Consider the following 13022-nt stretch of genomic DNA (forward strand, 5'->3'; position numbering starts at 1 on the left):
CGTTATGCCGATCACAGAGCCAAGGTAACAAGCTTGTAAACAGCTTGATAAGTTTGTGCGTATGAATTACAACAGGGGCCATATCCAACAGGTCAGACCTCTGGATCAGCTAACCCACTTTTCACCCAACTTCGGCAACTCATGCAAGGAGCGAAAAATGACGACGACCCTCACTCTGCTCGGGGTGATCCTGGTGATCGGCGCCATGGCTTATCGCCGGGCGTATCTGTTCACATCCACGCTTGCCACGGCCGCGGCCCTGGTCGCCGGCACATTCTATGGCCATGTCCCCCTGCTGGTGTGGGCACTGTTCGCCGTGATTGCCATCCCCCTCAATCTGGTGGATTTTCGCCGCAATCAGCTGACCAAGCCGCTGTTCAAGCTCTACAAGTCCATCATGCCGGAGATGTCCCGCACCGAGAAGGAAGCCATCGAAGCGGGCACCACCTGGTGGGAAGCCGATCTGTTTGCCGGCAACCCGAACTGGAAGAAGCTGCACGCCATCCCTGTCAGCGTGCTGTCAGCCGAAGAGCAAGCCTTCATGGACGGTCCGGTTGAAGAAGTGTGCCGCATGGTCAACGACTGGGAAGTGACCCACGAGCGGGCCGATCTCTCCCCCGAGGTGTGGCAATACCTGAAGGACAACAAGTTCTTCGCCATGATCATCAAGAAGAAATACGGTGGTCTGGAATTCTCCGCCTATGCCCAGTCCTGCGTACTGCAAAAACTGTGTGGCGCCAGCGCCGTGCTGGCCTCCACCGTGGGCGTGCCCAACTCCCTCGGCCCGGGTGAACTGCTGCAGCACTACGGCACCGATGAGCAGAAAGACCACTACCTGCCCCGTCTGGCAATCGGTAAGGAGATCCCCTGCTTCGCGCTGACCAGCCCTGAAGCGGGTTCAGATGCCGGATCCATCCCCGACTTCGGCATCATCTGCAAGGGTGAGTGGGAAGGGGAAGAGGTGCTCGGCATGCGGCTGACCTGGAACAAGCGCTACATCACGCTCGCCCCCATCGCCACCGTACTGGGTCTGGCCTTCAAGCTGCGTGACCCAGATCACCTGCTGGGTGAAGACGAGGAGCTGGGGATCACCTGTGCCCTGATCCCGACCCACATCAAGGGGGTCGAGATCGGTCGCCGCCACTTCCCACTCAACGTGCCGTTCCAGAATGGCCCGACCCGTGGCGACAATGTGTTTGTGCCGCTCGATTTCATCATCGGCGGCCCGGCCATGGCCGGTCAGGGCTGGCGCATGCTGGTCGAATGCCTCTCGGTTGGCCGCGGCATCACGCTGCCCTCCAACAGCACGGGCGGCGTCAAGATGCTGGCCCTGGCGACCGGCGCCTACAGCCGCATCCGTCGCCAGTTCAAGCTGCCCATCGGCAAGATGGAAGGCATTGAAGAGCCGCTGGCCCGTCTCGGTGGCAACGCCTACATCATGGGCGCCGCCGCCAATCTGACGGTGACCGGCATCGATCTGGGGGAAAAACCCTCGGTCATCTCCGCCATCGTCAAATACCACCTCACCGACCGGGCCCAGAAGTGCATCATAGATGCCATGGACATCCACGGCGGCAAGGCCATCTGCATGGGCCCCAACAACTATCTGGCCCGCGGCTATCAGGGAGCCCCCATCGCCGTCACGGTAGAGGGCGCCAACATCCTGACCCGCAGCATGATCATCTACGGTCAGGGCGCCATCCGCTGCCACCCTTATGTGTTGCCGGAGATGTTGGCCGCCAGCCACCCTGACAAGGATCAGGCGCTGAAGGATTTTGACAAGGCGATGTTCAGTCACGTCGGTTTTGCCATCAGCAATCTGGTGCGCAGCTTCTGGCTGGGCCTGACCGGTGCCCGCCTTGCGCCCGCACCGTTCAAGGATCAGACCAAGGGCTACTACCAGCAACTCTCCCGCCTCTCTGCCAACCTGGCCTTCCTGTCAGACATGGCGATGGGCACCCTGGGGGGTGAGCTCAAGCGCAAGGAGCGGGTCTCCGCCCGCCTGGGCGATGTGCTGAGTCAGCTCTATCTGGCTTCGAGTGCCCTCAAGCGTTATCAGGATGAGGGTCGTCAGCAGGCGGATCTGCCGCTGCTGCACTGGGCGCTGCAGGATGCCATGTTCAAGGCGCAAGAGGCGATCGACGAGCTGCTGCGCAACTTCCCGAACCGCTGGATTGGCTTGGCCCTGCGCGTCATAGTGCTGCCCCTTGGCCGTGACATGAAGCGCCCGAGCGACAAGCTGGACAGCCAGGTTGCCCGTCTGCTGCAGACGCCGAGCGAGACCCGCAGCCGTCTGGCCCGGGGCCAGTATCTGACCCGCGAAGAGGGCAACCCCTTCGGTCTGCTGGAACAGGCACTCGATGACGTGCTCTCTGCCGAACCGCTGTTTGAGAAAGTATGCAAGGCTGACGGTATCAAGCGTCCGTTTATGCAGCTGAACAAGGTGGCGGATGCAGGTCTGGCACTGGGAGTGCTCAACCAGACCGAGGCTGACTTGCTGCGCCGTGCCGAAGAGAGCCGCCTGCGTACCATCAACGTCGATGATTTCGACCCCATCGACCTGGTTGCCAACAAGGCCCTGTTCGAGCCATCGACCTATCACAGAGCAGCCTGACCCACAGGAAAATAGTCAAACGCCTCCCATGTGGAGGCGTTTTTTATGGGCCTGGATCACGATGACGACAAAGAGATTTCACAGATCAAATTTTATTTCCCAATAAGTTTCCTATCCTTAGTGAAGCAGTTAATGTAAGCACAGGATCCCAAACAGGATTGCATGATGGATGACCAAATCCTGATTATTGACGATGACGATCTGCCCCTTCTCGATAACCAGCAGGCTGGATGGAAGGTGATGATTGTGGACGATGAACCCGAGGTACATCGCATCACCAAGATCACCCTGAGCAAGTTTGAATTCGATAACAAACCCATTGAATTTTTGCATGCTTATTCAGCCGCGCAGGCCAAGGAGTTGCTCGCCAAGACCCCGGATGTAGCCTTGTTGCTGCTCGACGTTGTCATGGAAGTCGATCACGCCGGTCTCGATGTGGTCAAATTCGTGCGCGAGGATCTGCAAAACAAGATGGTGCGCATAGTGCTGCGGACCGGACAACCGGGTCAGGCGCCGGAAGATGATGTGGTCACCAACTACGACATCAACGATTACAAGGACAAGACAGAGCTCACCTCCCAGAAGCTGCGGACCCTGTTGCGGGCCAGCCTGCGTTCATACCGCGATATTCGTACCCTGGAGAGCAATCGCCAGGGGCTGGAGAAGGTCATCGAGGCCTCCAAGGGGATCTTCGAGAAACGGGCGCTGCGCCAGTTTGTCGAAGGAGCTCAGGAGCAGCTCGGTGCCCTGCTCAATCTGGAAGAGTCCCAGATCTATGATGTAAAACAGTTTGCCTACGAGGTGCGGGATCAGATCCTGGAGCCCCTGCTGCCTGGCCATCCGTCCGTGCGGCTGGTCGATGCCCCCCTGATCTTGCGCCAGGCCATGGCCAATCGCGCCAACGTCTATGACGGCAACCAGATGGTGCTCTACTGCCAGAATCCCCGCCATCACCTGCTGTTTCATATCGAGACGACCCGCCATCTCAGCCAGATGGACACGGGCCTGCTGAGCCTGTTTACCGAAAACATCATAGTGGCGCTGGAAAATATCCGGCTCAACGAGGTCATCGCCGACAACCAGCGCGAGATCATCTACCGCATCGGTGAGCTGGTGGAGACCCGCTCCAAGGAGTCTGGCCTGCACGTCAAGCGGGTCGCCCTCTACACCGAGCTGTTCTGCCAGTTGCTCGGCATGAGCGAAGAGCAGAGCGAGCTCATCAAGCGCGCCTCTCCCCTGCACGACATCGGCAAGGTGGGGATCCCGGATGCCATCCTCCACAAGCCGGGCAAGCTGACCCCGGAAGAGTGGGAGATCATGAAGACCCACGCCCAGCTGGGGCAGGACATGCTCTCCGGCAGCGATCTGGCGCTGTTCCAGATAGGCGCCACCATAGCCGGCAACCACCATGAGAAATGGAATGGCAGCGGCTATCCCCGCGGCCTCAAGGGCGATTCAATACCGCTCGAAGGGCGAGTGGTAGCGCTGGCCGACGTGTTCGATGCCCTGGGCTCGGATCGCTGCTACAAGAAGGCGTGGCCATTGGACAAGGTACTGGCGCTGATTGAAGAGGAGAAGGGACAGCACTTCGATCCCCGGCTGGTGGAGCTGATGCTGGCCAATCTGGACAAGTTCCTCGAGATCCGCGATCAGCACAAGGATATCTACGTCGGGGATCACTGATCCTCCCTCACCCCGACTGGCCAACCGCTACACATGAAAAAGCCGCCTCAACAGGGCGGCTTTTTCATTCAGGGCAGACTCTTACTGCTCGGGCAGGTTCAAGTCCAGCTTGGCCTCGGATTTGGCCCCCTCATTCTCTGCCTTCTGCGCAGCCATCGCCTTTTGCAATGCCCGGCGTTTTTGCAACAGGATGAACCCAACCCCGCCGAGCAGAGTCACTAGGATACCGACGCCGCCCAGCAACCAGAGCAGCCAGCCGCTGCTCTCTTTCTCCTCAAATTTCACCTGGTCGGGTACGGCTGCCGAAGCCGCGGACGCGGCCGAAGGGGGCGCCGCCAGCACGGGGAAGATGTTGAATGACTTGACCGGCAGAGTGACCTGGATCTCGCGGCCCAGGCGGGTGGTTCCGAACAGGGTGGCGGTCACGTCATACTGGCCCACCTCCTTGATGACGGAGAGATCGACCTCCACCCTGGGTTCGGTCGCCACCGCGCTGAACGCCATGCTGGCCCCTACGGTATTGGTTGCCTTGCCCTTGATGATCACCGAGGCGGGATCCAGCTCATCGCCGTCAATCAGGAAGGAGAGCCGGGCACCGTACTCTTTCGACGGCGCCGCCAGGGTATAACCGACCGGTAGCGGATAGATCAGCACATCCTGATAGCGGGCGCGCGAGAAGACCTGATTGCCGGTGCTGTAGAGCGCTCTGTATTTGCCGGCCGGGACATCCAGCACCGCCTTGGCGGTCATGATGCCATCACCCGGCACCTCGTCGAGCCCCTTGCCATCATCGCGATAGTGGCCGAGCACCTCATCCAGAATGGGCTCGCCCTGCTGCTTGGCATCATTGAAGCGCTGCAGCTTCACCGTCATGCCGAGATCCGTGAGGTAGTAACCCTCCTTGGGCGGGGCATCGTCGATCAGCAACCAGGACTTGAGCTTGACGATTTCCCCCTGATAGAGCTGGGTCGGCAGCAGATCGGTTTCCAGTTTGATGTTCGACAGGATGCGCACCCTGTTTTCAGGATCCACCTCACCTATGGCCTGCCAGGGACCCGGCATGGGATCACGGATGGTGATGAGATCCTGATCCTTGAGCGCCAGCCAGCCCACCTCGGGCGGCGTCACCTTGCCGACATACAACTTGCTGCCATCGGGCCGCACCAGGATCACCGAAGGGGTGCCCGGCTTGCGCGTCACTATGAAGGTGATCTCCTTCACCCCGTAATCGATGCGAAAGCGATTATCGAGCAGGGGAATGTCGGAGGGGGCAAACACCTCGTTGGCCCCGGCCGTCAGCGAGGTCAGCAGCAGCAGACCGCTCCATAGCTTGCTCATTGCCGCCACAAGCAGGCTCCTCCTTTCTTCTGGACCAGATCCAGCCTCGCCTCGTGCACGGCTTCGATGTCGGCGCCGGCACGCACGACCTTGAGTGGCGGACGGTTGCTCTCCAGTCGACGGATGCTGGTGTCCTGATTGCGCTCGTTCTCCTGGCTTTCGGTGGCCAGGTTCAGCTTGGTCTGGCCACCCGTCATCAGCAGGTAAACGTCGGCCAGGATCTCCGCATCGAGCAAAGCCCCGTGCAAGGTCCGGTGGGAGTTGTCTATGCCATAGCGATCGCACAGCACATCCAGGTTGTTGCGTTTGCCCGGGAAGAGATCCCTCGCCATCGCCAGGGTATCTGTGATGCTGCAGATATCCTTGGTCTTGAAGTTGAGTCCGAGCTTGCCGAACTCGTAGTCCATGAAGCTCACGTCAAAAGGCGCGTTGTGGGCGATAAGCTCGGCGCCACGGATGAACTCGATGAAGTCGTTGGCGATCTGGCTGAACGGGGGCTTGTCGACCAGGAAGGCATCCGTGATGCCGTGCACCTGGATGGCCTCGGGATCCACCAGCCGATCCGGCTTGATATAGACGTGGTAGTGATTGCCGGTCAGCTTGCGGTTGATCACCTCCACACAGCCGATCTCTATGATGCGGTGTCCCAGATAGATGGGGCCACCGGCGGTGTTCATACCTGTGGTTTCAGTATCCAGAATGATCTGGCGATTCAGTTGGGGTGTGTTCATGATCCAATCTATGTCAAACTTCGGCCTTACCCGCTAGTTTACCCCAAGACTCATGCTAAAAAAGATCGATTGCTCATGTTAAAACACATTGATTTATACACGGATGGTTCCTGCCTCCCTAGGCAATCCTGGCCCGGGTGGCTATGGCGCCGTCCTGGTCTATGGCGATCACCGCAAGGAGATTTCCGGTGGTTTTCGGCTGACCACCAATAACCGGATGGAGCTGATGGCCGCCATCATGGGGCTGCGCACCCTCAATGCGGCCTGCCAGGTACGACTCACCACCGACAGCCAGTATGTGCGCCAAGGGATCACCCAGTGGATCATCGGCTGGAAGAAGAAGGGATGGATGACCTCAAACCGCCAGCCGGTCAAGAACGTCGATCTCTGGAAGGAACTGGATGCGGAAGTGGCCCGCCATCAGATCGAGTGGCTCTGGGTCAAGGGACACTCGGGTCACCCCGAGAATGAACGCTGCGATGAGCTGGCGCGCGATGCCGCCAGTGGCAAGCAGCTCGCCGAAGACACCGGCTATCAACCCTGATCCCACCTGTCAAAGGGTGACGAGCGTCTTTGACCCGAGCGGTCGCGAGTTGTTCGTCTAGGATATGGGCTACCAGCCCTGACGCGCCATGCCCGGTGCCGCTATCGACTCAGGCAAACGCCAGCGACGGCGCACCGGGATGAGTGGAAAACGCCGCTTGCGCGCGGCTATCACATAGACTGATGCAAAGGGTCTGAAGTAATCCCGCCCCACACTCTCCCGCCACCAGCCGATCCGGCTCTGCTTACTCATGAACGAATAGCCGAAGCGCTCATCAAACATCACCTCGCAACCGAGCAGTTGCAACCAGTCGGTGACCCGCGCCGGGGTGAACATGCGAGCCGACCAAGGCAGATGTTGACGCAGGAAAGGCAGACAATGACCGATACCGACCAGACTGAGCGGGTTATAGCCGCTGACGATGAGCCAGCCATCGTCGGTCAACACACGTTCGGCTTCACGCAGCACCTGATGGGGGTCGGGCGAGAAATCGAGACAATGGGCGAGCAGACAGGCATCCACGCTGCCGGTTCGTACCGGCAAGACCAGTGGATCGCCCTGGATATCCAGCAGCCGACCACTGGTCGCCACCCCTATCTGGTGGCGGATGGAAGAGCAGCCACAGGAGAGCTCGGCGCTCAGGGCGCCGACTTTAAGCAGATGATAACCAAACAGATGTGGGCACCAGCTGTCGAGCCGCTCCTGGATCTCGGCCGCCACCCAGTCCCCCATGGGTAACGCCGACCAGCTGGTCGGGATCTCGATTTGTTGTTCGGTACGTGCCAACTGCATAATAGGGCTCAACTTGGGGTTCGAACGCCATCCAGTTATATAAGATACCCTCCATAAAGAGAAGCAGACTCATGTATCCAGTGATCACAGTTCCAGCCTTTAACGACAACTACATCTGGTTGATCCGACACGAAAATCACTGTCTGGTGGTCGACCCTGGCGATGCGGCCCCCGTGCTGGAGCGGCTGGCGGTGTTGGAGCTGCAACTCGACGCCATCCTGCTGACTCACCACCACCAGGATCATGTGGGTGGCGTCACCGCCCTGCTCACTCACTTCCCTCATGCAAGACTCTATGGTCCCAAACATGATCCCATGCCCGATCACCACGGTCAGTGGCTCGATGACGGGGATCAGATCAACTGGCATGGCCTGAGCCTGGATGTTATCCACGTGCCAGGCCATACCCTGGGCCACATCGCCTACCACGGCCATGGCATGCTGTTCTGTGGTGATACGCTCTTCTCCGCCGGTTGCGGTCGCCTGTTCGAAGGGACCCCGGCCCAGATGCATGACTCGCTGCAACGGCTCGCCGCCCTGCCCGACGACACCCTCATCTATTGTGCCCATGAGTACACCCTCTCCAACCTGCGTTTCGCCTACGCGGTCGAGCCTGACAACAGGGCGATCCAGCAGCGGATCGGGCTGATCAGCAAACTGCGCCAGCAGGGCCTGCCGAGTCTCCCCTCCCGGCTGGGTGATGAGCGTGAGTTCAACGTTTTTCTGCGCTGCGAACAGGATTCCGTGAAATTTTCTGCTGAGAAACACGCCTTAAAATGCTTGGAAAATCCAGAGGATACCTTCGCAGTGCTACGCAGCTGGAAGGACGTTTTTTGAACAAACCTTGATCAGGGGGCCATTGCCCCTTATGATGACAGCTGTTTTTCAAGAGATGACCTGAGCGAGATGAAGGTACGAACGGCCTTATTGGCGGCGCTGTTTCTCAGCGGCTGCCAAAACCTGAGCCATCAGGATGACCGGGCGCTAACGGCAATCGAGCCGATCAAGTCCCCCCAAGTCAACAAAAAAGCGTATAAAAAACATTCTGCGCGCTTCCTGTTTGGTGACGAACAGATAGACGAACTGGATGACACCGAGAACCTGTGGGTGCGTATCAGCGATGATATGCAGTTTGATCCGCAGGAGAACGACCGTGTCCGCCAGCAGCGCGATTGGTTACTACGCAATGATAAGCATCTGGCGACCATTGCCAGCCGGGCTGAGCCCTACCTGTATCTGATGGTAGAGGAAATCGAACGGCGTGAGCTGCCAATGGAGCTTATTACCATCCCCATGATCGAGAGCATGTTCGATCCCCACGCCCGCTCCCGCAGCAATGCGGTCGGTCTGTGGCAATTCGTCCCTGCGACCGGCAAGAACTTCGGCCTGCGCCACGACAGCTGGTATGACGGCCGCCGCGATGTGTTGGCTTCCACCAATGCCGCGCTGGATTATCTGGAGTACCTGAACCGCTTCTTTGATGGTGACTGGCTGCAAACGCTGGCCGCCTACAATGCCGGTGAAGGGCGCGTGCGCAATGCCATAGTCCGCAATCAGAAGGCCGGTCGTCCAACCGACTACTGGTCCCTCGATCTGCCCCGTGAGACCCGGATGTATGTGCCCAAGATCCTGGCCATGGCTGACATGATCCGCAACGCGGACAAATACAATGTCACCCTGCCGGTACTGGCCAACAAGCCGCAACTGCGGGTGGTCAACACCGGGGGCCAGATCGATTTGAACGTGGCCGCCCAGCTGGCGGGTCTGCGCCCGGCCCAGTTGAAAGAGGTCAATCCGGCCCTGAGCCGCTGGTCGACCTCTCCTCAGGGCCCCTATCGCCTGCTGGTACCGGTCGAATATGCCGATACCCTGGAACTGGCCCTGGCCGACCTGCCCCAGAGCGAGCGCATCCGCACCCGCTCCTATCAGGTCACCAGTGGCGATACCCTCTCCCGCATCGCCCAAAATCACGGGGTGAGCGTGCAACAGCTCAAGCTGGCCAACAATCTGCGTGGCAACAACCTGCGCCGTGGCCAGACCCTGATGATCCCGACCGGTGGCAGCAAACAGGTCAGCAGTCAGGCAGCCCAGAGCAAGTCGCAGCAGATTGCCAGTCGCAGCGGCAGCAAGATCCAGTACAAGGTGCGTTCCGGTGACAATCTCTGGAGCATCAGCCAGGCACACGGGGTGACCCATGATCAGCTGGCCAAGTGGAACGGTCTTAACGCCAAGTCGGCCCTGAAACCCGGCATGAAACTGGTGGTCTGGCCCAAGCAGGGCAAGAGCAGCAACAAGTCCATGGTCTATCAGGTTCGTCGGGGTGACTCCCTCTCCTCCATCGCCGCCCGCTTTCAGGTCGCCGTGATGGATGTGATGCGCTGGAATCAGCTCGGCAAGAGCGACTACCTCAAGCCGGGTCAGGAACTGACCCTGTTCGTGAAGAACAACAGCTGAGCAGCCGTCACTTCATAAAAAAACACCCCGCCAAGTGCGGGGTGTTTTTTTATCGATGCCGACTGCTGGTGCAGCCGCGGGCCATCAGGGAGTGATGGCCTGGGCCGCGAAGCGCGCCATGATGGGATTGTGATCCGATGCGTCGGTCGCCGGGCTGCTCACTTCCACCAGGTCCAGATTGCGGTAGTAGAGGTGATCCAGCGGACGGCCAAATGCGGTACGGCGCAGATCCGGCACCGGAATGGCTTCCTGCAGCCCCAGCTCGCCCACCAGCTTGTTCAGCCAGAATTCGCGCTTGTCGCTCCAGGTGTTGAAATCCCCCGCCAGAATGACAGGCCCCTGATGGTGATGGATGAGGGCGGTCAGATCATTGAGCTGCTCGCGGAAGGTAGCCATGCCCAGTTCGAAGTTGACCGCATGCAGGTTCACCACCAGCACACCGTCAGGATCGCCCTGCAAGGGGTACAGGCTGACCAGACCGGACTTGGGAATGCGTAGCAGAGGCTCTGGCGAACGAACGCCGCAGACGAAGGCCTGTGGCGTTTTGGCGACCGTCATGACGCCAAACGAGACGCCACCCTGGGTGAACGCCTGCAACTGTTGCCACTGGAACTCACCGGCCTTGAGCCACGCCAGCATGTCCGGACGGGTCGCCGACTCCTGCAGCAGCACCAGATCCTGGGATTTCGCATACTCGTCCAGCCCCTCTCGCCAGTTTTTACGCTGACCCTTGTAGAGGTTCCAGACTGTGATGCCAAACTCGCGGGGCAAGGCGGTGGACGCCAGCGCTACCAGCGGCGGCTTCTGGCAATTGACGCCGGGAATGATGCCCTGCGCCGTCACCAGATGATCCTGATCCGGCACCTCGAAACAGCCGACCAACCCCAACGTCAGCAGCGACGTTCCCAGAATGCGATAACTATTTTTCATTGGCTAACAACCACCTGCCTCTGCATTGTGTCATGACCATCACAAATGTCATCGCAGCCGACTAGGCTCATGATTCGTGTCCGGCCCGGCGCATCCAGAAGGAATTCAACGATGGCGAGACAGCACCAGTACCGCGTGACATTTTATGATCAACAAGGAAATTGTCATCAAGTGGAGCTTTCCACCGTCTATCAGATCAGACGGGATCCCCAGTGCGATCTCTGCCTGTTCGACACTGAGCAGTGTGTCGGCTCGGAAGAGATGCTGGAACGCATGATACGGCAAAAAACCGGCTTTGAGCAGGAAATATCCATCATCAACGCCCGGCTGATCTGAGCCGGATCAGACTGGAACCGGGCGGGATTTGCCCTGATCGTCGATGGCGACGTAGGTAAAAATCCCCTCGGTCACGCAGTAACGCTGGGCTTCGTTTGCACGCAGCACCGGCTTGACCCAGACCTCCAGTTTAAGACGCATGGAGCTGCGGCCAATCTTCAGGCAACGCCCGTAGCAGCACACCACATCGCCTACCTTGACCGGGCTGTGAAAGGTCATGCCCTCGACGGAAACGGTACAAATACGTCCTTTTGCCAGCTCCTTGGCCATGATGCCCCCACCTATATCCATCTGGGACATGATCCAGCCCCCGAAAATGTCGCCATTGGGGTTGGTATCGGCTGGCATTGCCAGGGTTCTCAGCAACAGCTCCCCATCGGGGTGACGTCTTGTATCTACCATCATTACCGCTCTCTCTATCATGGATGGCGGCATGATAGGGGGCGAGCCCCGCCTTGGCAAACCTCAATTGCCCCGCAGCCCCAGCCCGCCGGGGCCCTGGAGTCGCATGCCACCGCTCAGGAGACGATCCGTGAGCAGGCCAGACACGCCTCAGTTGCCCCCTGCGGCCAGCTCGGCAAACCAGTGGGCCGGATCGGGCCAGCGATAGGCAAAACCGAGTTGCTCACAGATGCGCTGCCCCTCGACCGGGGCAAAGATCCCGGCAGGCTCGATGAAGACGGGTACCGGCAGGCCTAGCTGGCGGGCCGTAAAGGGATAGAACTGCTCGCGGCGCGGATGGACCGGCGCACTCAAGTTGTAGGCATCGCCATCCTTGCCTTGTGCCAGCATCAGCTGGCAGGCGGCCACCACATCATCCAGATGCACCAGGTTCACCGCCTGACCACCGCCCTCCAGGGTCTTGCCCGCCAGGAAACGCCCGGGATGGCGATCCGGGCCGTACAGGCCGGCGGGACGCAGCACCATGGCACACTCAAAACCTGCGGCCAGCACCGCCTGCTCGGCGGCCAGCATCCGCATCCCGCGGGCGTGGGCAGGAGCCGGCTGTTCATCCTCCCCCTGCCCAGGCGCCCATACCGAGGTGGCGCTCACGAACAATACCCGCTGCACACCCGCAGCCTTTGCCAGCTGGCACAGGCGGGCGATGGCTGCCGGGTAATCCTCTGTCTTGCTCGGCGGTACGCAGATCACCAGCTCGCGGCAGTGCAGCGGCAAGGCGTCCAGCTGGGCCGACAGTTGCAGCGGCCAGGCCGCTACCCCTTCGGCCGTCAGGCGCGCGGCCTTCTCGGCCGAGCTGACCGTCACCACCACGGCCTTGCCTTGCGCCTGCAATGCCCTCGCCAGCGGCAGCCCCAGCCAACCCGCCCCCACTATCCCCGTCTGCTGTTTACATTCTGTTGTCATTGGCAAAAATCCTGGCAAAAAAAAACGGCCATCCATGATGACCGTCGAAAGTAACGAAGGAAATAGCTGGATTGACCAGTTACCTCCCACAGCGGGAAAATCGGGAGCGCAGGCTCCTAATTCGTGGGGCCTATGCTAGTGGCAGGCAGGCCAAAAAGCTTTGAAGCGGATCACAGTTGAAAAGGATTTCTGAAAACGATTTCAATTTTTTGGCTGCGCATCGACGAAGAATTGGC

General features: G+C 59.6%; 11 protein-coding genes and 1 pseudogene. 6 read left to right on the top strand and 6 right to left on the bottom strand.

The genetic code is table 11. From position 1 onward, the window contains the following. Positions 1–157 precede the first annotated feature (157 nt). Together fadE and CK910_RS20115 are read left to right on the top strand one after the other, a co-directional pair. Positions 158–2614, top strand: coding sequence for an acyl-CoA dehydrogenase FadE (fadE, locus tag CK910_RS20110; protein WP_098984476.1), 2457 nt, complete (start codon positions 158–160; stop codon positions 2612–2614). Positions 2615–2779: 165 nt separating this feature from the next. Continuing rightward, positions 2780–4297 (top strand): HD domain-containing phosphohydrolase, encoded by a 1518-nt coding sequence (locus CK910_RS20115; protein WP_043138490.1) that lies wholly within the window; start codon positions 2780–2782, stop codon positions 4295–4297. Positions 4298–4378: 81 nt separating this feature from the next. On the opposite strand, the gene CK910_RS20120 is transcribed toward CK910_RS20115, so the two are convergent. After that, on the bottom strand, positions 4379–5635 hold the full coding sequence (locus tag CK910_RS20120; RefSeq protein WP_098984477.1) for a TIGR03503 family protein: 1257 nt from the start codon (positions 5633–5635) through the stop codon (positions 4379–4381). Continuing rightward, complete coding sequence (dnaQ, locus tag CK910_RS20125) at positions 5632–6366, bottom strand: DNA polymerase III subunit epsilon (protein WP_042034628.1); 735 nt, start codon at positions 6364–6366, stop codon at positions 5632–5634. The genes CK910_RS20120 and dnaQ overlap by 4 nt, the downstream gene beginning before the upstream one ends. 75 nt (positions 6367–6441) lie before the next feature. Between dnaQ and rnhA the strand changes: the two are divergent. Continuing rightward, positions 6442–6910: pseudogene (gene rnhA, locus CK910_RS20130) on the top strand (ribonuclease HI). Between the two features lie 69 nt (positions 6911–6979). Here the strand turns inward: rnhA and CK910_RS20135 are convergent. Continuing rightward, positions 6980–7702, bottom strand: coding sequence for a class I SAM-dependent methyltransferase (locus tag CK910_RS20135; protein ID WP_172955375.1), 723 nt, complete (start codon positions 7700–7702; stop codon positions 6980–6982). Positions 7703–7773: 71 nt separating this feature from the next. Here CK910_RS20135 and gloB point away from each other — a divergent pair, with 71 nt between their 5' ends. After that, positions 7774–8538 (top strand): hydroxyacylglutathione hydrolase, encoded by a 765-nt coding sequence (gene gloB, locus CK910_RS20140; RefSeq protein WP_043138498.1) that lies wholly within the window; start codon positions 7774–7776, stop codon positions 8536–8538. Positions 8539–8607: 69 nt separating this feature from the next. Continuing rightward, positions 8608–10155 (top strand): LysM peptidoglycan-binding domain-containing protein, encoded by a 1548-nt coding sequence (locus tag CK910_RS20145; protein WP_098984479.1) that lies wholly within the window; start codon positions 8608–8610, stop codon positions 10153–10155. A gap of 84 nt (positions 10156–10239) precedes the next feature. Here the strand turns inward: CK910_RS20145 and CK910_RS20150 are convergent, their stop codons facing one another. Further along, positions 10240–11085, bottom strand: a complete 846-nt coding sequence (locus CK910_RS20150; RefSeq protein WP_098984480.1) for an endonuclease/exonuclease/phosphatase family protein — start codon at positions 11083–11085, stop codon at positions 10240–10242. A 111-nt stretch (positions 11086–11196) separates the two neighbouring features. Between CK910_RS20150 and CK910_RS20155 the strand changes: the two genes are divergently transcribed. Beyond that, positions 11197–11421: a hypothetical protein gene (locus CK910_RS20155; RefSeq protein WP_042872430.1), complete on the top strand. Its 225-nt coding sequence runs from the start codon at positions 11197–11199 to the stop codon at positions 11419–11421. A 6-nt stretch (positions 11422–11427) separates the two neighbouring features. Here the strand turns inward: CK910_RS20155 and yciA are convergent, their stop codons facing one another. Together yciA and CK910_RS20165 are read right to left on the bottom strand one after the other, a co-directional pair. Next, positions 11428–11826: an acyl-CoA thioester hydrolase YciA gene (gene yciA / locus CK910_RS20160; RefSeq protein ID WP_080741131.1), complete on the bottom strand. Its 399-nt coding sequence runs from the start codon at positions 11824–11826 to the stop codon at positions 11428–11430. Positions 11827–11973: 147 nt separating this feature from the next. Further along, the gene (locus CK910_RS20165; protein WP_098984482.1) at positions 11974–12786 is read right to left on the bottom strand and encodes an NAD-dependent epimerase/dehydratase family protein; all 813 of its coding nucleotides are present in this window, start codon (positions 12784–12786) and stop codon (positions 11974–11976) included. Positions 12787–13022 lie beyond the last annotated feature (236 nt).

Source organism: Aeromonas sp. CA23, from assembly GCF_002587065.1.
In the GTDB taxonomy this organism is placed as follows: Bacteria; Pseudomonadota; Gammaproteobacteria; order Enterobacterales; family Aeromonadaceae; genus Aeromonas; species Aeromonas bestiarum.

Bases quoted from the DNA above. Each gene is read 5' to 3' on its own strand.
- fadE (WP_098984476.1), top strand. From the start codon at position 158: ATGACGACGACCCTCACTCTGCTCGGGGTGATCCTGGTGATCGGCGCC.
- CK910_RS20115 (WP_043138490.1), top strand. From the start codon at position 2,780: ATGGATGACCAAATCCTGATTATTGACGATGACGATCTGCCCCTTCTC.
- CK910_RS20120 (WP_098984477.1), bottom strand. From the start codon at position 5,635: ATGAGCAAGCTATGGAGCGGTCTGCTGCTGCTGACCTCGCTGACGGCC.
- dnaQ (WP_042034628.1), bottom strand. From the start codon at position 6,366: ATGAACACACCCCAACTGAATCGCCAGATCATTCTGGATACTGAAACC.
- CK910_RS20135 (WP_172955375.1), bottom strand. From the start codon at position 7,702: ATGCAGTTGGCACGTACCGAACAACAAATCGAGATCCCGACCAGCTGG.
- gloB (WP_043138498.1), top strand. From the start codon at position 7,774: ATGTATCCAGTGATCACAGTTCCAGCCTTTAACGACAACTACATCTGG.
- CK910_RS20145 (WP_098984479.1), top strand. From the start codon at position 8,608: ATGAAGGTACGAACGGCCTTATTGGCGGCGCTGTTTCTCAGCGGCTGC.
- CK910_RS20150 (WP_098984480.1), bottom strand. From the start codon at position 11,085: ATGAAAAATAGTTATCGCATTCTGGGAACGTCGCTGCTGACGTTGGGG.
- CK910_RS20155 (WP_042872430.1), top strand. From the start codon at position 11,197: ATGGCGAGACAGCACCAGTACCGCGTGACATTTTATGATCAACAAGGA.
- yciA (WP_080741131.1), bottom strand. From the start codon at position 11,826: ATGATGGTAGATACAAGACGTCACCCCGATGGGGAGCTGTTGCTGAGA.
- CK910_RS20165 (WP_098984482.1), bottom strand. From the start codon at position 12,786: ATGACAACAGAATGTAAACAGCAGACGGGGATAGTGGGGGCGGGTTGG.